This is a genomic window from Cytophagia bacterium CHB2 (genome assembly GCA_030263535.1).
In the GTDB taxonomy this organism is placed as follows: Bacteria; Zhuqueibacterota; Zhuqueibacteria; order Zhuqueibacterales; family Zhuqueibacteraceae; genus Coneutiohabitans.
The window spans coordinates 1-26,010 of sequence record SZPB01000040.1; the positions used below are offsets into that span (position 1 = coordinate 1).

Genomic DNA, 26,010 nt, shown 5'->3' on the forward strand with positions numbered 1-26,010 from the left:
CCGAGATAAAAACGCTTCACGATTTCACCGGTTTGATAGTTCACTTCGAAAACCGTTCCGGATTCATCATTGTGGCAAAGCAGCCGCCCGTCCTCGGTGAATGTCAAACCGGATATTTCTCGCAACGCTTTGGGAAGTTTGACGGTTTGTGGAGACTTGGAGGCAAAGTCATAGGACGAAATTTCGGGAAGTTTCTCGCTGGTGAGTATCGGAGTCTCAGAGATCGCCGGTGGTTGGGCTTCATTGTCGCGGCAGGCAAAGTTGGTTACCAGACAAACAAAAAGCACAAAGAGTGTCATCTCATTTTCGCTTTCTTTTTGAGTTGAAAGAATTTCAAGCCGGGGCCATTGACAAGAATGTCGCGGTTCAGATCAGCGCGCGGACGATAAGCGCGGACGATTGGAACAACAATGCAAGAACATAAAATTATGCCGGAGAATTGCAACAGCAAAAACACGGCAATGGCAGGCACGGCAGGAAATGCAAACAGGGGAAATCGGGAGGCATCAAAGCGCGCTTTACACTCTCCCACGCGTCATCACAAAAATAAAATGGGAGAGTGTCAGGCGTTGGGCATATTCAAATTTTCTTCACCAATACAATTTGGGCTTGATCGGCTTTGACGATATCGCTAAGAAATTTGCGATAGGCGTCATACTCTTCCGGCGGCAACAAGCGCCGGCGAATCTCCAAGCGGCGCACGTATTCCAATTTGCCGCTTTGCAGAGTAGCGCTGGCGTGATAGCTGCCAAAAGCAGTTTCCAATTTCACCGAATCTGGCACAGCTTCCAACACAAAGCCGGCCGGAAGTTCATAGTGAATCGAGTCGGTGTTGAGATACGCGTACGCAAAATCGACCGGCTGCGTGCGCTGTGCTACAGGCGGCGGCACATATTTGCGGCGCGACATTAAATTCGGCCGCAAAAAAAGGCGGGCGCCGGAACGCGCGGCCAGCCGAGGCAAGGTGACGGCAAGCGGCAGATTGATTTCGTGCTGCTTGCCATCGACTTCGGAAAAATCGACGCGTGTCAATTGAAATGTCGGGCCTTCGATCTCTTTGCGCAGCCATTCTTCGCGCTCGCGCGGCGATTGGCGCGCCAGGGCGTAGCGCACATGATCTTGCGCATTGCCGGTATAGCGCGTACGAATTTCCGCGCTAGCATCGCCATTTTCACTGAGTTTCACAGTCGCGTGGCGAATTCGTTGATTGTTGATGGACTTGCTTTGGGGCGTGCGCACGAGCTTGCCGCCTTCCGGCGTTACCAATAAGACATTCCGATCTTCATTGCCCGCGCCGATATGACCAAACGGCGCGGTCTGACTCGTGCATTCCAACCAGACGGTATCCTGTTCGAGCGGCACACAAACAATCACGTGGTTGAAGCGGCCATTGGGGAAATCCGCCGGCACGTCGGGTTGTTCTTCTCCGCTCAAAATCAAAACGGGGTGGGCCTCGACTTGTGCGGCGCGCAGCATTGCCACCATGAAATTCGAAAGCGCTTTGCAATCGCCGTAACCGCGCTCGAACACATAAGCCGGCTCGAACGGCTGCCAGCCGCCAATACCGAGCTGCACACTCACGTAGCGGGTTTTTGCCTGCAAATATTCATACAACACACGCACTCTGTCACGCGGTGTTGCAGCAGCGCTACTCAAGCGCTGCACTTCGGCATAAGCCGACGGCGGCAGCGTCATGCGTTCGCTATAGAGCTGATAATACCATTTCCCAAAGCTTGTCCACGACGACATAACCCCGGCATAGCCGGCAATTTCGAAGGCAGTGGGCGCGGCGAGAATGCGGGGGCTCCAATTGGGCGCGCTCGACTCCGGCTCCCACTTCGGCAAATTCTGCGCATGCCAGCGTAAAACGTTGCGATTGCCGGCTGCTTGAATTTGCGGCTCCTGTTGCACGCCACGCAGGTGATAACGAATCGGCATACCCGCCGGCACATCGATCTCAAAACGGCTACGCTCCACTGGTGCGCGATAAAGATACGGATACCAACTCGGCCAGAACAGCAGGCCGTGGAAAACCATCTCATACTCGAACATTACGGTGTAAGGATAGGCGTCGTAATAAAGTTCGGCAGAGCGCACGCGGCTGTCCTCGTAAAGAGAATACCCGGAAATCGCGCTTTCGTCTTTGATGTCGTTCTTTTTGAGATCGCGAATTTTGCGGCCCTCGGCATCGATCAACCAGCCGCGCAACGAGGTCAACTCGCGGAATTTGTCATAGCCGATATAAATTTTGCCGTAATCGCGGCCGCCGGGGCTTAGAATCGTATAAACCTGCCGCACGATTTGCGTCGCCTTGCCCGGGTTTTCCACCGTAAAGGTCAGGGCATCGAGGCGGGCCACAGCTTCGGCGTCTTGCGCCAGTTCGGCCGGCATGGCAGTAACGCGATACTCGCCTTCTCGATAGCCGACCTGCGCTTTGGCATTGGCAATCATTAACGCTGCGAGCACAGCAGCCAGCGCAAACAAGCTGCGAACGTGATAGTGATGTGGGAACATCATTGGGAGCTCCCGTGTTACTGCGTGACGACATTCTTGCTGCGAGTCAATACGACCTGATCGGCATGTGCCGTAACGATACGATCGTAGAAATCGCGCAGACTGCGATACTCGGCCGGCTCAAAGCGGGGTTTGCTGATGATCATCTGACTGATCATTTGCAGACGATTACCGTCGACTTGCACTTGACGCTTGAACTGGCCGCCGCCGTTCGGCAAGGTGGCCGCAGAATATTTCGGCACTTCTTGCACGTCGTACCCCTCCGGTAAAGTCAGATTCAATGTAAAAATATATTTGTGGCCGTACGCGAAGTCAACCGGGAAAAATCGTTCCGGAGATTTGAAGGGATTCTCTTCCCGCCGCCCAAAAAGCATCGGATTGAAATAAATCTTGTCGCCCATCACTTGCGCATGATCATTTGAGGAGAAATGCGCCCGCGTGAGCAAGGGCACATAGATCGAATCTTGATTGCTGATTTTAAAAGAATCAAGCTGCGCGCCGGTCATGTCTGAAAGCCAGCCATCACGAACATAATCATCTTCCTTTTTCTTTTTGTTCAACAGGGTGTGGCGGTCGAACAAACCGCTGTAGCCCTCGTCGGAGGATTCAAAATGGCCGGTAATCGCGCCTTCACTCGTGAGCTTGGCAACAACAACCGTGTTATTGCTGAGCGCGCCGGGATTGGCAATCCCGATCCAACGTGGATTTTTCTTATCCACCAGCCAACCGACTTGATTGAGTGAATGCTCCGGCACCAAGGTCAACGGGCACAACGGGTCGGTGGCTTCCAGCAGATATTCCCGCGCGCCCGCTTTCACATAGGTTAGAACATGATTGAATTGCGTCAGCAAGGGATAAATTTGAAGAACGCGGCCGTGCTGGCGCGTGCTGATCAGCACCGGACACGCCTCCAATCCGGCGAACCGCAGCATGCTGGTGAGCATGAGGCCGATCTCCGGGCCGCCGCCGCGGCGAGCTTGCAAGGCTTTGTCCAAATCGACATCGACATAAATGCCGAATTTCTCATCCCACGTCATGGTCGTGCGCACGTAATCATAAATCGCGCGTAATTTGTCTTCCGGCGAGGTTAAACCGGCGACAAGCGTTTCTGCCTGCTGGCGTAAAACTTTGTGGCGATCGAGTTGCTTGCCAAAGTGATCGGAATCGACCAAATCTTCCGCCAATTTTTCCCAGGTATTCATGACGTCTTGCGGCACCGAACCCGGCCACATAATTTTGGTGAGTTGAAAATCAATTTTGGCGAGATGATCGCTGGGAGGCGTCATGTACGGCTCCCGGCGCAGTGCGGGCATATCGCGCATGGCCCAGCGATGATGGGACATCTTCAGATTGTAAATGCCGGCGGTTTGCGCATAGGGCATCAGCGGCGGCCAGTCGCGCATTTCCGCTTCATTGATTTCCAGTTTGCTCATGCCTTGCCAGACCATCGCATAACCGAGCATGCTCGGAATTTCCGCGCGGTATTCACTCCAGCGCGTCGGCTCACTCGTTTGAAATTCCCAATCCGGGAGATAGGTATAATAGCCTTCCTTGATCTTCAGCTTATAACGATACTCTATGACACAACCCGGCGCCAACGCTGGCAGCGTGGCGCGCACGCGACGATATTCGCCGTCAACATCTTCATCGAAAATGGCTTTTTTATCAAGCTTGTCACGGCGAACCGCGCCTCCCGGCCCGCGCGTGAAGGTATACCCTTCGATCTCCGCTACGCGCTGAATGCGATTTTTCGCATAGTATGTCACAACGAAGCTGCCCCAGTCATAACCCGCTTCTGAAAGAATTTTGACGCGGCGATGCCGCTCAAATTCGATGCCGAATTCTTCATTGAAATAGGCGCGGCCAATATCGCTCAAAACAACAGCCGCCGCGTTGGTATCCGCCGGGAATGACTTCATGTCCAGATCCGCCGGCGGCACTTCTCCCCATTTTGGAGGTTTCTCCTGCGCCTGCAACGGCAATTGCAGTAGCAGCAAAACAACGCTTAGCTTCCACCATGTTCTTCTCATGCGCCGGCAGGCCTCGTATTGAAGAATGGATGCGGTCAACATATGAACTCCTCTTGTCACTCGTCCACGTTTGAATTCGTGCGGCTTGTCTGTGGAATAATGAAAACGCGCGGATCAGAAGATTCGCCCCACTCAGAAGAATAAATCTGTTTATAGCGGCCCGTGCCTTGAAAATCCGCGAAAATAAACTTTGCCATGCCGGCATGATAATTCCTGAAGATGTTATCGCCGTCAAAACCGCTAGCCGGCCGCAAATAAAGCCACGTTTCTACCGCTTTGATACTGGCCAAACCGTTTTTGGCAAGAGTCACATATGTCCACGGCAGGCGTTCCGTCTCATCGGGCGGACCATAAAGAATATAAACGCGGCCGCGATCAGTTTTCCAGCCTTCTTGCGCGCCGTTGCCAAACCGGGCATTGGCTTCTTGCCAACGGCGAAAATATTCCTCTTGAAACTCGTTTTCATCGGTGCCGGTGGTGGAGTCTTTTTTCTGCCAAAATGCCGCCAAGAAGGCGTGAATCTCCTCATCAGATTTGAGCTGTTTCAGTGCCTTGATTTCAGCGGCGGTCGCGATATACTGAATCTCATCAAGTGATTGCTGTCGGAGAGTTTTGCGTTTTGGGAGGGCCGGCGTTTTCACGTAGTTTTTATAAAACCAAATTCCGCCAGCGATGGCCGTGCCGCCGACGCCAATCAGATAAACCCAGGATGGTGTCTCGGGGCCGCGATCTTGCGGTTGAACCGAGCCCGGGAAAAGCAAACCGCTGCTTAATAGTAGAATCAGGAAAAATTTCATATGAAACCCCGCGATGGATAGTGATTGCCGTAGCAACTATACATTCGCAGGAGGTGCTTTGCATAAAGGCCCTTGCCAGTTTTGGCGCGGATTGACTAAATTGAGGCAGGCACCGTTAAAGATGACCCGCAAAAAAGTGGGAATTTCTCAGGTTTTTTGGCTAAATTAGTTCCCCGTGAACGTTGCCCATAGGCCCGCAAAACACACGAACGGGCGCGACCGTGTTTAACAATTCTCGTATGTTTCGCGGGCTTTAGAGTAATCCGGCGAAGTGGAATAAGTTATGAGGAATTTTTACGGGCGGGTAAGCGACAGCAGCCACGTCGCGATAATTTACCAATCAATTACATCGCCCGGGATATCGCGTTGCACCGGCGCGTCGACGTTGAAGATCATGAGATTCTGCGGCGCGGTCAAACGCACGGCCTTTACATGCTTGATGCGGCTGAGCGGCACAACTTCGTCGCCGAATCCGTTCGTGCGTGTTTGGCTTGCCCAATAAACGATATTCTTCTCGTGCTGTTCATCTTCATAGTATCCGAGAAATACCACGGAATGCCCGAGGCCTTTTTGCCAGGAAATGTTCATGAAATCGCCGGGGCGTGCCTGGCGCGGCTTGATTTCAATTCCCATGTTGGCATACTGCACCAGCGCATAATGGCTGCCGAAGCCGTCGTCGTTCCATTTTCCCCAAAACTTGATGCCATCTTCGCGGCGGCCGCCGTCCGGCTCCTGCATGCGCAACGATTCCATGCGTTCCGGCGAAACTTCGATTTTTTGTTCTTTAAAAATGAGATTCAATTGCTCGATGAAGGCTGCATAGGTTGCGCCGCTGCAATAACTCGTCGTGCGGGGCGGCGCCAGCAGCGCATGATCGAATAATTTTACCGCATATCCCACCGGCGATTCCGTCGGTATAGCCTTGATGCCGGTGAAATAGCCGCCGCCGTCCAGCGCCGTTGCTTGCACGTGATCAATGCCTTGCAATACAAAATAATTATAACCCGTCACGTATTTGCCGAAAATTTCAGCGTGGCGGGTGTGATGCGTGCCGCCGGCGAGATCCTCCTTTTTGAGCACGAACCATTCGCCGTTATCGGTCGTGGGTTGCAGGATGGCAGAGTCGCTTTGCGCATACATCAAGGCGAGCGGCGAAAAAATCAGAAGTGCCAGCAATGACGCCGACCGATAAAAGCCGCGTGAATAAAAACTGGAGAGTGTCATGGTTCGCTTCCGAATTTGATAAAGAGAGGATTTCTGGCTTGCGCTCAAAGGCGGCTTGGGCTATATTGCAACGCTTGAATATAAGCACCTTTGTATGAGAATGCCATTTCTTTTTCGGGAGAGAAGATGCCTGAACTGCCCGACCTGGTTTATCTTGAAAAACATCTAAAGCCCTTGTTGCGCGGCCAGCAAATCGCCGGCATCGAGGTGCATGAGCCGATTGTTTTGCGCATGCTGCTGCCGGGTGATTTTGCGCAGGCCTTAACCGGCGCGACGTTCGTTGACGTACGCCGCCACGGGCCGTTTTTGGTTTTCAACTTGTCCGATCAAAGAGATTTAGTGATTCATCCCATGCTTGCCGGGCGTTTGCAATGGGCGGCAGAAACGAGCACGGCCAGCGCCAGTTGTGCATTGACGTTGCATTGTACGCCGAGCCGGCAGAACTTGCGCTATCTCGACGACAAAAAAATGGGCAAGATTTATTTGACCGCTGCCGGCGACTATGATAAAATTCCCCGCTTCAATCAACAAGGCCCGGATATCTTTTCCGCTGAATTCACCCTCGACTATTTTCAACAACAGATCAAACGCAACCGCAAGCAAGTGCGGGTTTTTCTCATGGATCAAAGTATTATCAGTTGTATCGGTAATGCCTATGCCGATGAGATTTTATTCGATGCCGGCATTCACCCCAAAACGTTTTGCTACCAACTCGATGAAGCCGAAAATGAGCGGCTCTATCGCGCTGTTCGAGATGTTATGCAGTGGGGCATCGAGGAAGTTGAAAAGGCGCAGCAGCCGCTGGAAGTAAAAGTACGCGAGCATGTGCTGGTGCGCAACCGCAAAGATCAAGCCTGCCCCACATGCGGCGCGAAAATCCGGCGCGCCGGTGTGTTGGGTTATGATGCATTCTTTTGTCCCGTCTGCCAGCCGCTTAAACGCGGGCAATTTCTCGATTGGCGTGAATTAAAAAATAAATAAAGGCTGCGCATGCATACGCGACGCAACAAAGCCTTGCTTTCAACTGGAGAAATCCTATATTCAAAACTCGCTTGATAACTGCCGCCCGCACGCTTTTGCTGTTCAAGAGTTGAAGCTAGTACACTGTTGCCATGATTTCGTAGTCCTGACCCCTTGTGAGGCATTGTTCCAACCCGCGAATTTATTGGCTGCAACAGCACCCCACAAGGGCGTGGGACTATAAAAATTAAGGTAACAGTGGTACTAGAGATGAGATCGTTTGCAGCGCCCGGGCGGTAATTTTGATCATTTGCTTGATTGAATCATTTCATATTGTGCAAGGAGCAGGTATGGCAGTTGAACGTCACAGAGCTGTCACTCTAGGGGGCAAGCCGCTGACTTTGGTCGGCCGGGAAATCAACGTTGGAGACAAAGCACCCGCCTTCACGGTGATGGGCAATGATTGGAAGAACGTTCGCTTTGAAAACTTCGGCGGCAAACCCACAGTGATTTTATCGATCTTGTCGGTCAACACCGGTATTTGTGATGCCGAGATCAAGCGCTTCAATGAAGAAGCAGGTAAACTCGGAGAGCAGGCGCAATTTTTCACCCTCAGCGCGGATTTGCCCTGCTCACAAAGCATTTGGTGCGGCGCGGCCGGCATAAAAAATGTAAAAACCTATGCGGATCATCTCGATACCAATTTTGGCCTGGCCTATGGTACTCTGGTAAAAGAAATTCGCGTGTTGTCGCGCGCCATTTTCGTCATCGACAAAAATGGTATCGTGCAATATGTCGAATATGTGCCTGAGATCGGCCAACATCCGGATTATGACAAGGCCCTGGCCGCGATCAAAAAATTGGTTTGATGTTTACCACCTCCGGCGCCGGGTTTGTGCTTGCGAGCATGAATCCGGCGTTCGTTTTTTTGATGAGATAAGATTCTCCCTCCGTTGCGAGAATGCCGCAAGCATGCCATCATCAAAAAACCGTCACGGCATTTAAATGAACACGCTTCCTTCACCGTTTGAAAATTTACAACTGCCGGGCTTGCGCGGCGCCGTGGTTTTAATCACCGGCGCGACGCGCGGCAGCGGGCGCATTGCCGCCGCCTTGTTTGCGCAATGCGGCGCGGCTGTTGCCGTCAATGGGCGTTCCGCCGCAGATACGCAACAAGTTGCTGATGAGCTGGCGGCGCGTTATCCCATCAAAACCCTGGCGGTACCGGCAGATGTTACCGATGCTCTTGCAGTTGAGCAGATGTTTGCGCAACTCAGCGAATGGAGTGAGGGACGCCTGGATGTCATGATCTGTAACGCCGGTTATCCGTTGGTGGATGAGATGTGGCGCACCCCGCTGCACGAGATGAGCACCGAGGCCGTCAGGCAGTGGTTTCAGCGCGTGCGCGCCGTGGATTTGGATGGCGCGCGCTATTGCAGCCGTCTTGCGCTCAAATTGATGCGGCCGCAGCGTCGCGGCGCTTTGATTTTTGTCAGTTCGACGCCGGCCTTGTCGGGTTATCGCGGCACACCGTACACCGAGGCTAAAGCAGCATTGTTGGGATTGATGCGCGATCTTGCACTGGAATACGGCCCGGATGGCATTCGCGCCAATGCCATTGCACCGGGCAACATTGCGAGCGGTTGGTATGAAGATTTAAGCGTGGAAGATCGCGCCGCGTTGGCGCTGGAAGCGCCGCTGGGACGATGGGGCAAACCGGAAGAAGTCGCAGGCGCAATGCTTTTTCTCGCCTCCGATTTGGCGGGCTTCATTACCGGACAAACATTGGTCATCGATGGCGGGAAAGTGATGCGATGAACACAACAGGATCAGACAAAAAAGACATGAGCCGCAGTACGTTTCGGAAATTCCCGATGAATCCTGCTCGCGCAAGTTTGTAGCAGATTTTTATCCTGCGCTGTTCGCCGCCAACCTTCAATAGTTGGGGCCGAATTGAATCGGCACTTCCACCGTTGCGGTGACCGGCTCGCCGTTTTGACGTCCCGGATTCCATGAAGCCCGCGCCACGGCCAGCATGGCCTCGGCATCCATCGTCGCAGACCCCGAGCTTTGCACGATGTGCGTCTCCACCACCCGGCCGTTGCTGCTGATCGTCGCCGCAACCACTGCCGTGCCGAAGCGGTTCTCTTTCCAAACCTCATCCGGTTGATGCACTTTTGCCTGCAACGCAGCAAGGCCGCCGACCGGCTCGGGCTTGAGGTCAGCCGCAAAAGCCGCGTCTTGCGTTTGCGCCGTTGGCACATTGGTATCGGAAGCGGTCGTCGTCGGTCTCTGGTAGGGTTTTAGGCAGGCATACGGCGTCAAAACAGCAACAGCGAGCAGCAAATACTTCCGTGTTCTCACGTGTTCGCTCCCTGAAAATAAAAAGCCAAAGTTGTTTTCTCAAATATTCAAAGGGCGATGAACATGATAACAAAACTTAACATTGAATTGCAAACGAAATTTCAGAGCCGAAAATAGGCTTGACTTTATTCCTGTGCTGCAACATATTCCTGACAACAAAAATGGGAAGGCCTCATGAACAAACAACTTCGCAGCCTGCAACACGGTGCCGCGTTTTTCGAGAACCTCGTGCCTGCTCAGCGCAAGATCGGTTTGATGGTTATCAGTTTTCTTCTCAATCTATCCCCGGCCTTTTCCCAAACGCTTGATAAAACCATTACAAAAATTCCGGAGGAGATTTATCGTCTCGCCCGCCCGGCGGTTGTCAAAGTCATTGCCGATAACGGTCAGCGCTCCGGCGCAGGCCTGGTGGTGGGTAAAACGCAAAAAGGCCTGGCCATTATTTTAACGGCAAACGAGGTGATTGCCGGTTTCGAGAACAAACTCACCATTCAGCTCGACAACCGCGCGGAGCCGGTGAAGGCGCAGGTGATTTTGGAAAAATGGCGCACACCCAACATCGTGTTGTTGGCTGTGCGCGCCAAAACCTTGCCTTTGTCGCCAACCTTGCCATACAATCCCTCCGCGGCTCTGGCTGCCGGTGATGAGGTCGCCGCATTAGGATTTCCCAACACGCCGTTTATCTCGCAAAATCGCGGTCAGATTTTGCGGCGAGATGCCGATTGGCTCACCCTCAGCTTTGCCGTGCCCGAAGGCCAGTCCGGCGGCCCGCTGCTGGATGCCTCAGGCCGTGTGGTTGGTCTTGCGCTCAGTCGCGGCTCAGGCCGCGGGGAAGGTATTCCCATCGATGCCTTGCAGGCGCAACTCGAGCGCTGGCTCGGCAACGTTCCCCTGGCGGAACGATGGCTGCCGCACGCGCAAAACAAGCGTTGGTACGGCTGGCTGCTCGGTACGGCACTCATCATCGCGACGGGCACAGCCGTGGCGCTGTCCGGGGTGTTTTGAAATCTGAATTCACGCCGGTGAAATTTGCGTCGGGCAATTGTCACGTTAGCTGTTTATGAGAATATCGCAACGGAAGATTCAAATCTTGTGTTTCACAATTGAAATACAGCGTTTTTCAAATGCGTGAGCAGGAATCGTAGTCTTGCCCGCTCATATGGGGCGCTGTTGCAACCGTGATTTTATTGGCTTCGATAGCCGCCCACGAGGGGCGGGGACTACGAACCTGTTCATCCGATTGAAATCCGCTGTATACAACAATTCAAGAACGAACCATGAACGTTACAACGAAAACTTTCCAAAAAGAAGTTGTTGAAGCCAGCCGCACGATTCCGGTTTTGGTGGATTTCTGGGCGGAATGGTGCGGCCCATGCCGCATGATTGGTCCGGTGCTGGAAAAACTGGCTTCCGAAGCCGCGGGAAGATGGCGCCTTGTAAAAATCAACACGGACGCGGAGCCGCAACTGGCGCAGTATTTTAATATCCAGAGTATCCCCGCGGTCAAATTATTTTCACAGGGCAAGGTCGTTGCAGAATTCCTCGGAGCATTGCCTGAGCGTGAAGTCCGGCGCTGGCTCGAGGAGCATTTGCCGAGCGCGGCAAAACGCGAGCTGGAGGAGGCAAAAGCAGCTTTGCAGGCCGGCGATCGCAACACCGCGCGCAAAAAATTGGAACATCTCTTGAAGGCAGAACCCCAAAACCTTGAAGGCCGGGTATTGCTTGCCGAGTTGTTGTTGCCAACAGAGATTGACAAAGCCTTTGCGTTGATTAATGAAAGCGAGGAGGGGACGCCCTTTGCCAGCAGAATTGATGCGATTCGAACATTGCATCGCCTGCTCCATCTGCCGGAAGCATCGCAAGAGCCGGAAGCGGATTGGAAAATTTATCGCGGCGGCATCAGCGCGTTCAAATCTGGAGATTATGCCCGCGCGCTGGAAGCGTGGATCGAGTTGGTGGGATACAATCGCAAGCTTGACGAGGACGGCGCGCGCAAGGCCTGCGTTGCCTTGTTCGCGCTGCTCGGCAGCGAACACGAATTAACGCAGAAGTATCACCGCAGATTTACCTCCGCGCTTTATTGATAAAACAGTTTTAGATTTTTGCCTTGGGGGGATCGAGTTTGTAAGCGACAACGTCCGACTGAAATCCGCAGGCGCGATGCGAGCCATCGCAAAACGGCTTCTTGTTGCTCTGGCCGCAGCGGCACAATGAAATCACGGTGCGACCGGCCAGATCGAATTTGTTACCCGCAGCATCAAAGATTTCAAAATCGCCTTCAATGCGCAAATTGCCGTTGTTATTGACAGTGATTTTGGTGGGCATGAATTTTTTCCTCAGTGAGTATTCTTGCGTTTCTCTTTTGCCATCGCTTTTTGAATCTTCCATGTTTCTTCTAGAACTAGTAGTGCAGCTTTATCCTTCGGCCGATCAGCGGCTCTCTTTGCAGCAATAATATCTTCCAAAGAAGCCACCCAAACCATTTTCCGACCCAAGCGAATTCTATGCGCACGTGAACGAACGGATTCAAAGCTCTTACCGCTGGACAACGAGAAAACAAAGTCTATGGGAACTGAACGCCCAATCGCCCGAATAACTTTTGCCAGCGGCGCATAGGGGCGTGTGAGTTTGACGCCGTAGATTTCAGCAAATTTCAGCAGCTTTTCCTGAAGCTTGGGATGCTCACGCACCATAAAATCCACATCGCGCGTTAAAACCGGTGCGCCATGTACGATAGCCGCCACGTTGCCGATCAAAATGATTTGCAATCCGGCCTGCGCCGCCGCTTCGACCATCTCCGCCAATAGGGTTTCATCAAAAGACATAAGAGCCGTCCTCGCGGCGCTTCACCAGCATGACTTCCATGCGCTGCTTTCTGGTTCTGAGCAAAGACTCAATGATTAAATGAAGATCATGCGGATCAATTTCGGGGAATTGCGGCGCCAGACGTTGGTGCCAGCGTTCGACGCGCCGGGCAAATTTTTCCGCTGCGGCGAGTTGCTTTTGCCTCTTCACACTCAAACGGATTTTTCCCCTCACTGCCGAACGAAAATCTGTTTTTCGAATGGATTTCTTTCTGGCATATTTCATAACCGCGCTCATCGTGGGAGAATTCACTCCGTCACAAATGTCGAATCTCGATGAACTTCCCTTCCCTCCAGCAACGCCAGCAACACTTTTGCGTTATGAATCTCGTGAACGGGAATCTCGAAAAGATTGCGATCGAGTACGATCAAATCGGCCGCCTTGCCGACTTCGATTGAGCCGGTTTCGTTTTCCTGATGATTGACATACGCGCCGTTGATCGTGTACGCAGCAAGCATCGTGGGCAAATCGACAATTTCTTGCGGAATCCAGGCGCTACCGGTGGAATCATCCACGCCGCGGCGTGTTACCGCAACCTGAATGGCATCGAGCGGGTTCATTGACGACACCGACCAATCACTGCCACCCACAATCATCGCGCCGCTGCGCATGACGCTGCCAATCGGATAAAGCCAGCGTGAGCGCTCCGGGCCGAGCGCCGGCTCGGTCAATTCCGTGATGTAAGTGTCGGCATAAGCCCACAGTGATTGAAAATTCGCGATAATACCAAGCCGCTCGAAGCGCGGAATATCCTGTGGATCGATCAGTTGAATATGCGCCAGATGATGCCGCGCATCCCGCCGGCCATTAGCGAGCTGCGCCGCTTCGTGCGCATCGAGCGCCATGCGAATGGCGCGATCACCAATTGCGTGAATATGTACTTGAAATTTTTCCTGGTCCAATGCCGTGACGAGCCGCTTAAACTTATCGGCTTCGAGATTCGGAATGCCGCGATAATCGGGGCGATCAAGATAAGGCGCCAACATCGCAGCCGTGCGCGACTCAATCACGCCGTCGGCAAAAATCTTGACCGCATCGGCGCGCAAGTTCTTGCCGCGATAACGGCTGCGCTTTTGCTTCAGTTCCTTGATCTGTGCTTCATCTTTGGCGGGATCGACATACATTGCCGCCACCACCCGCGCAGTCAGCTCACCGCTGCGATCCAGCGAATCATAAGCCGCGAGTATCTCCGGCGTTGCGCTTGCCTCTTGCAACGAGGTGATGCCGAAACGATTGGCCATTGCCAACCCGCGTTTTGCACCCGCAAGATAATCCGCGCTCGTCAAGGGTGGAATATGCTTGGAGACCAAATCAGTTGCGCGTTCGCGCAGCGTTCCGGTTGGCTCTTTTGAAAGAGGATCGCGCTCGATGCGGCCTTCCGGTGGATCTGCGGTTGCAGCGGTGATGCCGGCCAGCTCCAGCGCTTTTGAATTAACCCAGGCCGAATGGCCATCCGCAGCAGAGAGAAACGCCGGACGATCAGAAACGAGCTGATCGAGTTGTTGCTTCGTGGGATTGGCATTCGGAAAAATGGGCAAATCCCAACCACCGCCCACAATCCACGGCAAGGCGGGATTTTTTTGCACATATTCCCGCACGGCATCGAAAATCTCTTGCTGCGTTTGCAAGCCGTTGAGATTGCACTGCCCCAGCTCGATGCCGCCGCTCACCGGATGCACATGCGAGTCATGAAAACCCGGCAGCACCATTTTGCCGTTCAGGTCAATGACGCGCGTTTGCGGTGTGATAAACTCTTCAGCGCCGGCATTCGCGCCGACATAAATAACTCTGCCATGCGCAATCGCCGCAGCTTCGGCCCAGCTTCGCGCGGCATCAACGGTGTAAATGGCGCCGTTGCGAAGAAGCACATCCGCTTTCGTGTTGACTGATTTTTCTCCCGAGCACGAGATTACACTTAAACCCATCGCGAGGGTTATCGCCAATCGAACACAAAGCGCGATGGTCTTCATCTTTCCTCCTCACAAAATCAGTAGCGGTTGCGAACTTGAGCGCCGGGGTGCCGCCGGAAAGGCTGTTTTCGCTCAAAACCCACACTCGAAAACACCTGGTTAGCTTCACAGCATATGCGCCAAAAGAGATGGCGGTTACTGCCGGCGAGGTTGCGGGAGTTACTTTTTTACCGGTTTTCCTTTTTTGCGGCGGGCTTTGTCAGTTTCTTCATCATCTTCGTCAAAGGCAATTTTGACCTTTTTGCGATTGCTCTTTTTCCAACTGACTTCTTCCTCGGAAATTTTGCGCGCAAAGGCGCGGCGACCATTGCTATAGGTTTCTGCCGCGAGCGAAGGCCGCAATTCGCGTTTCCCTTCCCGCAATATTTTTGCAAGAAACTCGCCGGTGAAAGAGTCGGAGTTTTGCGCTACTGCTTCGGGCGTGCCGGTTGCAACGATTTTTCCGCCGTTATCCCCGCCTTCCGGACCGAGATCGATGATATAGTCCGCGGTTTTGATGACATCGAGATTGTGCTCGATCACGATCACGGTGTTGCCCATGTCTACCAGGCGATTCAACACACTCAACAGCATTTTCACATCTTCGAAATGCAGGCCGGTGGTCGGCTCATCGAGAATGTAAATCGTGCGGCCGGTGGCCACGCGCGACAACTCGGTCGCCAGCTTCACGCGTTGCGCCTCGCCGCCGGAAAGCGTCGTGGCCTGTTGGCCGAGATGAATGTAGCCCAGGCCGACGTCGTGCAGCGTTTGCAAGCGCCGTTTGAGGGTGGGAATATGTTGAAAGAAATCCAGCGCCTCTTCCACCGTCATGTCCAGCACTTCGGCAATGGATTTGCCTTTGTATTTGACTTCGAGTGTTTCGCGATTGTAGCGTTTGCCTTTGCACGCTTCACAGGTGACATAAACATCCGGCAAAAAGTGCATTTCGATTTTGATGATGCCGTCGCCTTCGCAGTTTTCGCAGCGGCCGCCTTTGACATTGAAACTGAACCGCCCGGGCTTGTAGCCGCGCACTTTTGCTTCCTGCGTTTGCGTGAATAAATCGCGAATCTCGGTGAACAGTCCGGTATAGGTCGCCGGATTGCTTCGCGGCGTGCGGCCGATGGGCGATTGATCGATGTCGATGACTTTATCGAGATGTTGCAAACCGCGAATGTTGCGGAACGGCAGCGGCTGCTGCTTGGCTTGATTCAATTCCCGGCTGAGCACGCGAAACAGCGTCTCATTGATCAATGTCGATTTGCCCGAGCCGGAAACGCCGGTGATGCAGGTGAGCATGCCCAGCGGAAATTTCACTTCGACATTTTTGAGATTGTTGCCCTGTGCACCATTTAATTCGAGAAATGTGCCGTTGCCGGGCCGCCGTTTCATCGGAATCGCGATGTATTTGCGCCCGGCAAGATAATCGCCGGTAAGTGATTTCGTGTTTTGCGCAACGTCTGCGGGCGTGCCTGCGGCCACCACGTGCCCGCCGTCTTTGCCCGCGCCCGGACCCAAATCGATCACCCAATCCGCAGACTCGATGGTTTCGTGATCATGCTCGACGACGATCACCGTGTTGCCAAGATTGCGCAAATGCACCAGCGTGTCGATGAGCTTGCGATTGTCGCGCTGATGCAGTCCGATGGAAGGTTCGTCGAGAATGTAAAGCACGCCCACAAGCTGCGAGCCGATTTGCGTCGCCAGGCGAATGCGCTGCGCCTCGCCGCCGGAAAGCGTGCCGGCGTCGCGGTGCAAAGTGAGATATTCCAGTCCGACATTCACCAGAAAGCCCAGGCGTTCGCGCACTTCTTTCATGATTTGATGCGCGATTTTTTGCTCGCGCGTATTCAAATTCAAATTGCGAAAGAATTCATTCGCGGCCCGCACCGTCATGCGCGTGACTTCGAAAATGCTGTGTTGCCGGATTTTTACCGCCAGCGCCTCCGGACGCAAGCGCGCGCCGTTGCAGCCGGGACAGGCCTTCTTGTTCATGAAGCCTTCGATCCACGCGCGAATGTATTGCGAATCCGTTTGGACGTAGCGGCGCTGCAAATTCGGGATGATGCCCTCGAACTTGCCGGTGAATTGCGCCTGCATGCGGCCGTTGCCGCTGGCATAATTGAACTTCAATTCGCGGTCGCCGGAGCCATACAACACCACGCGCTGTTGCGCTTTCTTGAGCTGATCCCACGGCGTGTCCAGTGAGAAATCAAAGGCCTTGCTCACCGCGCGCAGTTGTTCCCAATACCAGCCTTCCTGATTATCCCCCCAAACTTCCAGCGCGCCATCGCGAATCGAGAGCTTGGGATTGGGCACCACCATCTCGGGATCGACTTCCATCGTCGTTCCCAAGCCGTTGCAGGTGGGGCAGGCGCCGTACGGCGAGTTGAAGGAGAACAAACGCGGCGCCAGCTCTTCGATCGAGATGCCGCATTCGGCGCAGGCAAAATGCTCGGAGAATAGGATTTCTTTTTGACCCAGGACATCGATCAACACCAGGCCGTTAGCCAGATGCAGCGCGGTTTCGAGCGAATCCGTCAAACGCGTTTTGATGCCACTTTCGTTGACGAGGCGATCGACCACGATTTCGATGTTGTGCTTTTTATTTTTGTCAAGTTTGAGATCGCCGGCCAAATCTTTCACCTCGCCGTCGACGCGCACGCGCACATAGCCATCGCGCCGCGCGGTATCGAAAATCTCGCGATATTCGCCTTTGCGGCCGCGCACCACCGGCGCCAGTACTTGAAACTTTGCACCGCTCGGCAGCGCCAGAATGGCATCAACCATCTGTTGCACGGTTTGGCGCTCGATGGTTTTGCCGCAATTGTAGCAATGCGGCACGCCGATGCGCGCAAACAGCAAGCGCAGATAATCATAAATCTCCGTCACCGTGCCCACCGTCGAGCGCGGATTGCGGCTGCTGGATTTTTGTTCGATGGAAATTGCGGGCGAGAGGCCTTCGATATAATCGAGATCGGGCTTTTCCATCAACCCGAGAAATTGGCGGGCATAAGCGGACAACGACTCGACATAGCGGCGCTGGCCCTCGGCATAAATCGTGTCAAAGGCCAGGGAGGATTTGCCCGAGCCGGACAGGCCGGTGATCACGACGATTTGATTGCGGGGAATGGTGACTTCGATGTTCTTGAGGTTGTGCTCCCGCGCTCCCTTGACGATGATAAACTCTTTTTCAGCCATAATGATTTTTGATCTAGTAAAAGTGAAATCGTTACTTTCAAGACAAACACATTGGACGCAGATTTCCCCGGATCAACGCAGATGAAATCAGTGCGAATCCCCTTTGATCGGTGTCCGGAGGTTTGGGTTGCGGCTCCGCATTGTGCCAATGCCAACACGTTCGCTCTTCCGGAGGAAGCGTGCTGCATGCTGGCAGAGATGAATGTTCACGAGATCCCGCGAGGGCAGGATGGCCGGAGGAAGCGTTATTGTTTTCACGGTGACAACGATGTGAGCGGATTCAAACAAGCGACAAATATAGAAAAAAAAACTCGGAATGCAAGTGATTGGGCAAGAATCGACTTGACATTCTCGAATCGTTTCTTCATATTTGCCCGTTAAATTTTAAGCGCGCACCGACACCATTGACAGTCGTACGAATTCACGAGATCGAACCATCCCGCGTATGCGCCGGGACGGAGGATGAGGGTTAGTAGCGTGATTGCTTTTACTGAGCCGCACAACGACTGTTTTACCCCCAGAGTTCTTTTTCGCCGCCGAGAAGGGCGGCAACGCCTTCCTATACCTAAGCTTCATTTTACGCGATTTTTCATTTCTAATTTTTGCCTTAATTTTCAGCCGCCAATAAAATACCTTTTTTGTTTTTTCACAGTCTTTTTAAGACACCATTTTCTTATTTAACCTCGCCCGCCTGCGACACCGGCCAAGTCGAAGCAATAAAGAGAACGACAAACCACGGCGAGTAACAATGGCGATAAGCCGCGCATGCAAAACAACAATCCGGTATTTTCGTCCCCGCAAGGCAGACGAATTGAAAATTTTAATTGTTGAACAGACGAGAGAATTCAACAAAGAGAAAGGAGGCGAAGCTGTACAATTTAATGAATTCATTTTTACCAATTCTCATCTTCAAAACCGTTCAAACCTTTAATCGCTAAGGGAGGTTGCTCATGCAACGAAAATTTCTAGTTGTGCTTTTGACGGTTTTTATCTGCGGCTTGGGACTTCTGGCGGCGCATGATGCCAACAAGAAGGACCTCAAAGCCACCGCCAAAACTATCAAGCTGATGTCCCAAAAGGATAAAGCGCGTTTTCAGATTACACCCATGAAAACTGATGATGCAACGGCTACGGCTATTTCCCCAAAATCCAAATCTTCTCAAACCGCTGCTGCTCAGGAAGTCATCTTCTTTGATGATTTCGAGGGCGGCCAAGAAAGATGGCAAGCGGGAGCAACGTGGGGTATTCAAGCCACGCCCGGCGGCTATGTGGATGAGACGACCAGCGACTGGGAACCGTCCACTAGTAACTTTCACAGCGCTACCACAAGCTGGCATGAAACCGGCGCAACGCCTTCCAGCACGGATATGTTGATGTCACCCGCGTTTACTCTTCCGACCACGGTTGAGGGCGGCGCTCCGTTGGCGCGCTTGAACCTCGATTTTTGGTTGGATTGGGATGCGGTGAGTTCTGCGAATCAGATTTATGTGTATCTCGGCAAAGATGAAGCGTTGTGGGCGTTTGATACCAGCGACCCCGGCGCCGGCGCCAGTAGCTGGTCTGTTCACAACCCGGGAACGCCTCCCTATGATGTATTCAGCCGTCAATATTTGACGACGCCGGAAATCGATTTGACCAGTGTTTCCGCTCCCATCAGTCTGAGTTTCCTTTACAAATCCATCTCCGAGCCGGAATTCGATTTCAACAAAGTTGATGTGTTCACGGCTGATGATGATTTTCTGGCGTACACTTCCGTGGCATCCTTTCATGGTCCGGATGGCAGTGCGGGCGGCGGCACGGCAACTTGGACCAACCACACGGTGAGTCTGGATGCCTATGCCGGCAAAGTCATCAAGCTCCGTTTCAGTGAGAATGGTGACTATGGTTTCGTGCAGGCCGACGCTATTTTCGCACTGGATGACATTACCGTTACCGGGCCTGGCGGCGTAGTTTTCAGTGATGACGGCGGCGAGAGCGGGGCATCGAGCATGACAGCCGAAGGCTTTGCCCCCGGTTCTGCGGTTGCAGCCTACGTAGGCGCTGCCAACCCAAATCCCAATTGGGTAAATGTCGCCGTACCTGGAAATCTTTTGTTAACCGGTGCGGATGGTACTTTGTCGCCTGGCGATAACGTTCGCCTCGGATTTGTGTTTGCTTATGACCCGGCCGGCACTGGCGCTGCGCATGTCACGGGTCGCGGTCTCTTCATCGATGATTTCAATCTTGTCGGCCAAACCATTCAAGACGACGTCGCAGCCGTCAATGTTGGCATTCCTTTCCCGGCCAAAGTTGGCGATGCTTTGTCATTTACGTTGAATGTGACCAACACTGGCTTGAATCCGCAAAGCAACGTGCAATGGCAGGGCACGATTTTTAACAACGCCACCGGTGCGCAAGTCGCGTCTGTGGTTGGCCGCGGCACAACAACGATCGCCTCGGGCGAAAGTGAAGCCATTGCTTCCATTAACACCTGGACTCCCACAGCCCCTGGCGTCTATCGTATTCGGGCCTTCACCCGCCTCGCAAATGACGAAGATCGTTCCAACGACACCACCGCAGTCGCAACCGACGATCCTGACGGTTTCGGTGACGCGCGTTATTCGCCGTTTGTGGTGCATGATGGCAACGTGTTGTTCTCCTCGGCATTGTGGGACGCGCCGGCTGCTGCGACTCCTGCACAATTGGTCACGCGCGGATTCCAGGTCAATACCTCGAGATCCGATCCTGGCGTTGTGACTTGGCAAACCACGGCTTCGGCATTGGTGCCGTTTGTCAACCTGGGCGTCAATTACACCGGCGCATACGTGCAATTCGATTCGTTGGGCCGGCCCCAGGATGAAGATTTAATCATTCCCAATCTCAACTTCAGCGGCGTGGCCTCAACCGCTTGGCTTACCTTCAAAGCTTTAGGCGTCGGAGGCTTTGACTTTACCAGATTCTCGGTAAGCGTGAGCAATAATGGCGGCGCAAGTTGGAATGATATCCCCGGCTCCGAGCGTTTGCGCGGCGTCGATCCTGAAACCGGCCAAAATTATGGCGGCCCGGCCTTCTTCACGGCGAATCTGCGGCCGGCAGTGTATAACATCACTTCCATGGCAGCCGGTTATTCCAATGTTTGGATTCGCTTCCGTTATCAAGCGGTTAATGACGCAGACTGGACGGTTTGGAATGTTGCGGTTAGCGGCAAGGGCGTGCAAGCAGCTACTCTGAGCGGCGTCAATGACATTCCCGATGATCAAGGCAAGCAAGTGCGTGTAAGCTGGACGCGTTCGCCGAACGACGGCGGTATTGCGGGCGTGCCGATCACGCATTACGGTGTGTGGCGTAAGATTGCCGGCACCACCGGCATGCCGGTGGGCGGCGATGTCACCGTGGTTGAGAACCGTCTCGCCATGATCAGCGCCGATGTCAAATCCTTGAAGCCGGGCGCGCGTTTCTATGATGTCAGCTCGGCCACTTCCTGGGATTTCATCGCGAGCGTGTTGGCGCATTCCGATCCGGACTACAACTATGTCGCCCCGACGTTGGCGGACGGCGTGGAAACCTGCTTCATGGTTTCTGCTCACACGGCCAATCCTGCGGTGTTTGCCAATTCCAACGAAGCTTGTGGCACCTCCACCGACGATCTGCCGCCGAATGCTCCGGCATTGAGCGGTGGCTTCGAAGGCGGCGTGGTGCAATTGAGCTGGACGCAACCGGACAACGAAGAGCCGGCCTCGTACTCGGTTTATCGCCGGTTGTCGAGTGAACCTGCTTTTGGTGAAGCAATTGCAACGGTGACGGATCTGCAGTATCAAGACAACACGGTGCAATCGAATACCTCTTATGTTTATGCCGTAACGGCGAAAGACTATGCCGATAACATGAGCGTATTCTCCAACGAGGTGCCCATCGTGACCACGGGCGTCGCTGATCGTCCGGTCAGCGCCCTCCCGACGGAATACGGTTTGGGCAACAACTATCCGAATCCGTTCAACCCGCAAACCTCGATCACATTTGCATTGCCGGAACACGGCAGAGTCGTGATTACGATCCTCAACTCGCTGGGCCAGGAGATTGAGAAGCTGGTCGATGGCAATATGCCGGCGGGCTTCCACACCGTGGTGTGGGACGCCAAGAAACACACCTCCGGCGTTTATTTCTATCGCTTGACCGTGAACAACTTCACGCAGATGAAGAAGATGGTTTTGATGAAGTAGTTCAATTGGTTTGAGTAGAAGCAGTAAAACGCAAAGGCCTTTCAGGCTTCAAAAACCTGAAAGGCCTTTGTGTTTATGTAAAAGCCCCCGCCGAAGAATCTTGCCCGTAGGAATGGCCGGGTGAATAACTTTCCCCGATCTCTAACCGCGAACGAACGCTAATAATCGCGAATGAATGCATTAGCACTATAACGTCAAGTTGACACAAACACCGTGATGTCAGAAAGAATCTGGTGAAGTATTGGGAAAACGGCTCGAACCGGCTGCGAATCCAGTACATCACAAGATTCCTCCTGCATGACATTGACAAAAGTACGGGGAAATCTCGAACTTAACGTTGTAGTATTAGCATATATTCGCGGTTTCAAGGCACGGAAATCTTCGGTGAAAAATTCGTTCTGACTGCAACCGCCTCGGTTGACGGTAGATATAGGCTTACAAAACCTGCTCACGTTGGTGAAGCCTTCGGAGGAATCATGCTCTGCCGCGCCTGGTGCGGTTCGTTACTCTTCGGATTTTTGCTGGCGAGCACTCTGTTCGTCTATGCCTCAGATGCCAGTCGCGATAAACAAAAGGGCGAGAAAGCGATCCGGCTCTCGGAACTGCACAAGCGCATATCCACCGGCGCGCTTCCCGGCATACATTCGAGCGCCCGGCGCACGACTGTTCTATTCTTTGATAATTTCGAAAATGAACGAAATTCCTGGCAGGTGACGGCCGGCTGGAGCAGTGTGCCGCAAGGCCCCGGTTTTGCCAACGCCGGAAAAAGCGACTGGCGCTATGAAAATGGAAATGCCAGCAGCGCCTCACATAGTTGGCACGAAACCGAAACTGCCTCGATTCAAACCGACATGCTGTTGTCGCCGGTTATCGTTCTGCCCGAGCATGTCAATGACGCGGGCCTTGACCGGCCGCTGCGCCACGTCGCCATGAATTTTGCTTTGGATTGGGATGCGCCCGATCCCGAGGCGCAATTGCGCGTTTATGCGGGCCGTGCGGAAACCTTATGGCGTTTCGATAAACTCGAGCCGGGTAGCGGACTGAGCGCATGGCGCTGCGCCATTCCTGACACCGGGCATTACACCGAATTTGTCCGGCAATTTCTGATCACACCGGAAATCGATCTCACCGCGGCACAAGAGCCATTGCGCGTTTCATTTCAATATCAATCTCTCACTGAGGCCGGTTTTGATTTCAACACCGTGGAAGTTTCAAGCGATGATTTTGCCAGTTACCGAACGTTGATTTCGTTCTATGGCGAAACGGCGTTGAACTGGAAAACCTACTCGCTCAACCTCGCGGCATTCATCGGCACAAAAATCAAAATTCGCTTCTCTCACAATGGCGATTTTTCGATTGTCACGCCCGGCACCATGTTCGCGCTGGATGAAATTAAAGTCACCTCCGGTAATGAAATCCTGTTTTATGACGATGGCGGCGAGAACGATCGAACCGACATGACGCGCGCGGGATTCGCGCCCGGCAATCAACTTGTCATTCTACAAGGACAGGCGCAATCGATCCCGCAATGGAACAACATTGATCTGGAGGCGCTGGGCGTCGATATCCTCAACGGCTCCAACGGCCTGGTGGCGCCGGGCGATAGTATTCGTCTCGGCTTTGTGTATGTCGCCTCGAAATCGGCTCTACCGCGCCGTGGAATTTATCTTGACGACGTGACTCTCACCGGCATCACGCAACTCGATCACGACATTGCTGCCATTGACTTGACCAGCTCGTTTCCGGCAGTTAGCGGGAAGCCAACAAGTTTTTCACTGCGGGTGATCAATGCCGGCCGCGAAGCGCAAACCAACATAGCCTGGCGCGGCATCATTCGCGATGCCGCCGGGCAAGAAGTGTTTCAACTCAACGGTACAGGTTCACAGCTTTTGCTGCCAGATAGCAGCCGCCTCATCCCGGCGCAGGCAGGCTGGACGCCGAATTCGCCCGGCATCTATTCCATTGAAGCCTACACCCGACTCGCGGGTGATGAGGATCTGTCAAACGACACGACGCGCGTGCTGGCGGATGATGATCGGAGCTTTCGTGGCGGCGTTTATTCGCATTTCATAGTCGCAGATGAGAATATCATTTTTGCGGCAGCGCTGCATGACCTGCCCGCAGATTCTTCCGCCACCATGCTGCAACAGTCGGGTTTTCAGGTTGTTTCCTCGGGCGAAGCTGCTGCCTCATCGTGGCACACGGGCACAAGCCCGCGCTACGGCTTTCGCGGCGCCGTCGTATCTGCCGATTCGCTTGGCCGCCGGCAGGATGAAGAACTGATCATTCCAAATTTAGATTGCAGCAGACTCACAGCGCGTGCGCGGTTGAGCTTCAATGGCTTTGCGATGGGCGGGCGAACATACACCCGGCTGTCCGTAAGTGTCAGCACCGACAGCGGGCGCTCATGGTCCGAAGTTTATGAACGCCGTTTGGGAAGCGATCCGCAAACCGGAGTCAACTACAGCGACTCACTTGCCGTGATGAATCCAGCAAATCTCGATATCACTTCGCTGGTCGCGGGCCAGCCCAACGTTGCCATTCGTTTTCGCTATGAGTCGCAGGCTGACGGCTTTTGGGTTTTGTGGAAGGTTATTGTGTCTGGTGAGGAAAGATTAGGAGCGGCGCATTTGAAAAGCGTCATGGATGTTCCGGAAGATCAGGGCAAGCGCGTTGAGCTTGTCTGGTCTCCGGCGCCGAATGACAGAAGTTACGCCCGCCCGCCGATTACGCAATATGGCATCTGGCGCGGCAACGTTGATGGCCTGTCCGCCCGCAGCGAAGGGCGCATTAATCCATCTGCGATTTGGGAATTGGTTGGAAACCTGCCGGCGCAAGCAGATTCGATTTATCGTTTTCACGCGCCGACGAAGGGCGATAAGATTCCGATCCCGTTTTTCATCGCAGCGTACACGGAGAATCCGCGAGTATTCGTGAACTCCAACATCGTCAGCGGAGCTTCAATTGACAATTTGCCGCCAGGCGCGCCCAATCATTTGACGGCTCAAGTTGATTCACAAACGGTTTGGTTATGGTGGGATCCACCTGCTGACGAAACGCCAGCATTTTATTCGATCTATCGCGGCGTTCTTAGCGGTAACCCTGGCCCGCTGCCGCTGGCAACAATAACGATTCCGAATTTTGTTGATGCTTCATTCAACCAGACGCAAAAGTACTATTATGTTGTAACCGCCACCGACAGCAGCGGTAATCAGAGTGGGGCTTCGAATGAAGTCGCGGTTTCCGTCACCAACATCGCAGAACACTTGGGCCGTGAGATACCGGCGCATTTTGCCCTGGGCCAGAATTATCCCAATCCCTTTAATCCCTCCACCATAATTCCATATCAATTACCTCAAGCGAGAGTCGCGCGCCTGCGTATCTTCAATGCTGTTGGACAGCACATTCGCAAATTTGAGTTGGGATTGCAATCCGCCGGTTACCACCATCTGCATTGGGACGGGCTTGACGATCATGGGCGCGCAGCCGGCAATGGCGTGTATTTGTATCGTTTCGAAGCCGGAGATTTCTGTGCGACAAGAAAGTTGATCTTGATGAGATGATTTGACCAAAGCCCGGCCACAAAAACCGGGAAGACGCTGGACAATTTCAGGTGGGCGATCGCGAATTCTGCGAGCGCCCATTTTTTTGCAGCAAGCAGCGATTTTTTTGTGCATTTTTGGCTTTTCTTGTTTAGATTCCCGCTTCCATGAAAGAACAAATGAAAATGCTATTGATGCGCTGGCGTCTTGACGGCCTGGCGCGGTCGGTGACGCGTAAAATTAGTGGCATTGGCCTCGGCAAATTACTTACTGTAGTTTGGCAAAAATCAGTTCTTAGACATAGCCAGGTATTGGCTTTGGAAGCTTCCAGGCATTATATTTGTTGTCAACAGATCAATCTCGGA

The 26,010-nt window shown here is 53.4% G+C and carries 18 protein-coding genes; 7 read left to right on the top strand and 11 right to left on the bottom strand.

Annotated features, from left to right (window positions below; translation table 11 throughout):
• The 5 genes from FBQ85_06305 to FBQ85_06325 all read right to left on the bottom strand — a co-directional run.
• On the bottom strand, positions 1-299 hold a 299-nt coding region (locus tag FBQ85_06305; protein ID MDL1874766.1), incomplete at its 3' end, for a hypothetical protein.
• A gap of 280 nt (positions 300-579) precedes the next feature.
• A complete protein-coding gene (locus FBQ85_06310) occupies positions 580-2,517 on the bottom strand; it encodes a DUF3857 domain-containing protein (GenBank protein MDL1874767.1) in 1,938 nt (645 codons plus the stop codon).
• 14 nt (positions 2,518-2,531) lie between these two features.
• On the bottom strand, positions 2,532-4,586 hold the full coding sequence (locus FBQ85_06315; GenBank protein ID MDL1874768.1) for a DUF3857 domain-containing protein: 2,055 nt from the start codon (positions 4,584-4,586) through the stop codon (positions 2,532-2,534).
• A gap of 14 nt (positions 4,587-4,600) precedes the next feature.
• Positions 4,601-5,341, bottom strand: a complete 741-nt coding sequence (locus tag FBQ85_06320) for a GWxTD domain-containing protein (protein ID MDL1874769.1) — start codon at positions 5,339-5,341, stop codon at positions 4,601-4,603.
• Positions 5,342-5,674: 333 nt separating this feature from the next.
• On the bottom strand, positions 5,675-6,565 hold the full coding sequence (locus FBQ85_06325) for a hypothetical protein (protein MDL1874770.1): 891 nt from the start codon (positions 6,563-6,565) through the stop codon (positions 5,675-5,677).
• A 126-nt stretch (positions 6,566-6,691) separates the two neighbouring features.
• Here FBQ85_06325 and FBQ85_06330 point away from each other — a divergent pair, with 126 nt between their 5' ends.
• The 3 genes from FBQ85_06330 (at position 6,692) to FBQ85_06340 (ending at position 9,343) form a co-directional block, all read left to right on the top strand.
• On the top strand, positions 6,692-7,546 hold the full coding sequence (locus FBQ85_06330; protein MDL1874771.1) for a DNA-formamidopyrimidine glycosylase: 855 nt from the start codon (positions 6,692-6,694) through the stop codon (positions 7,544-7,546).
• 329 nt (positions 7,547-7,875) lie between these two features.
• On the top strand, positions 7,876-8,394 hold the full coding sequence (locus tag FBQ85_06335) for a thiol peroxidase (GenBank protein ID MDL1874772.1): 519 nt from the start codon (positions 7,876-7,878) through the stop codon (positions 8,392-8,394).
• A gap of 136 nt (positions 8,395-8,530) precedes the next feature.
• Positions 8,531-9,343, top strand: a complete 813-nt coding sequence (locus tag FBQ85_06340; GenBank protein MDL1874773.1) for an SDR family oxidoreductase — start codon at positions 8,531-8,533, stop codon at positions 9,341-9,343.
• Between the two features lie 117 nt (positions 9,344-9,460).
• On the opposite strand, the gene FBQ85_06345 is transcribed toward FBQ85_06340, so the two are convergent.
• Positions 9,461-9,889, bottom strand: coding sequence for an energy transducer TonB (locus FBQ85_06345; protein MDL1874774.1), 429 nt, complete (start codon positions 9,887-9,889; stop codon positions 9,461-9,463).
• A gap of 174 nt (positions 9,890-10,063) precedes the next feature.
• Here FBQ85_06345 and FBQ85_06350 point away from each other — a divergent pair, with 174 nt between their 5' ends.
• Complete coding sequence (locus FBQ85_06350) at positions 10,064-10,894, top strand: trypsin-like peptidase domain-containing protein (protein ID MDL1874775.1); 831 nt, start codon at positions 10,064-10,066, stop codon at positions 10,892-10,894.
• A gap of 272 nt (positions 10,895-11,166) precedes the next feature.
• Positions 11,167-11,973: a thioredoxin gene (gene trxA / locus FBQ85_06355; protein ID MDL1874776.1), complete on the top strand. Its 807-nt coding sequence runs from the start codon at positions 11,167-11,169 to the stop codon at positions 11,971-11,973.
• Between the two features lie 10 nt (positions 11,974-11,983).
• On the opposite strand, the gene FBQ85_06360 is transcribed toward trxA, so the two are convergent.
• The 5 genes from FBQ85_06360 to uvrA form a co-directional block, all read right to left on the bottom strand.
• Positions 11,984-12,214: a CDGSH iron-sulfur domain-containing protein gene (locus FBQ85_06360; protein MDL1874777.1), complete on the bottom strand. Its 231-nt coding sequence runs from the start codon at positions 12,212-12,214 to the stop codon at positions 11,984-11,986.
• Between the two features lie 11 nt (positions 12,215-12,225).
• The gene (locus FBQ85_06365) at positions 12,226-12,714 is read right to left on the bottom strand and encodes a hypothetical protein (protein ID MDL1874778.1); all 489 of its coding nucleotides are present in this window, start codon (positions 12,712-12,714) and stop codon (positions 12,226-12,228) included.
• Positions 12,704-12,979, bottom strand: coding sequence for a hypothetical protein (locus FBQ85_06370; GenBank protein MDL1874779.1), 276 nt, complete (start codon positions 12,977-12,979; stop codon positions 12,704-12,706). The genes FBQ85_06365 and FBQ85_06370 overlap by 11 nt, the downstream gene beginning before the upstream one ends.
• A gap of 23 nt (positions 12,980-13,002) precedes the next feature.
• Positions 13,003-14,724, bottom strand: a complete 1,722-nt coding sequence (locus tag FBQ85_06375) for an amidohydrolase (GenBank protein ID MDL1874780.1) — start codon at positions 14,722-14,724, stop codon at positions 13,003-13,005.
• A gap of 159 nt (positions 14,725-14,883) precedes the next feature.
• A complete protein-coding gene (gene uvrA, locus FBQ85_06380) occupies positions 14,884-17,904 on the bottom strand; it encodes an excinuclease ABC subunit UvrA (GenBank protein MDL1874781.1) in 3,021 nt (1,006 codons plus the stop codon).
• 950 nt (positions 17,905-18,854) lie between these two features.
• Between uvrA and FBQ85_06385 the strand changes: the two genes are divergently transcribed.
• On the top strand, positions 18,855-22,103 hold the full coding sequence (locus FBQ85_06385; GenBank protein MDL1874782.1) for a T9SS type A sorting domain-containing protein: 3,249 nt from the start codon (positions 18,855-18,857) through the stop codon (positions 22,101-22,103).
• Between the two features lie 476 nt (positions 22,104-22,579).
• Positions 22,580-25,666, top strand: coding sequence for a T9SS type A sorting domain-containing protein (locus FBQ85_06390; protein MDL1874783.1), 3,087 nt, complete (start codon positions 22,580-22,582; stop codon positions 25,664-25,666).
• Positions 25,667-26,010: the final 344 nt, after the last annotated feature.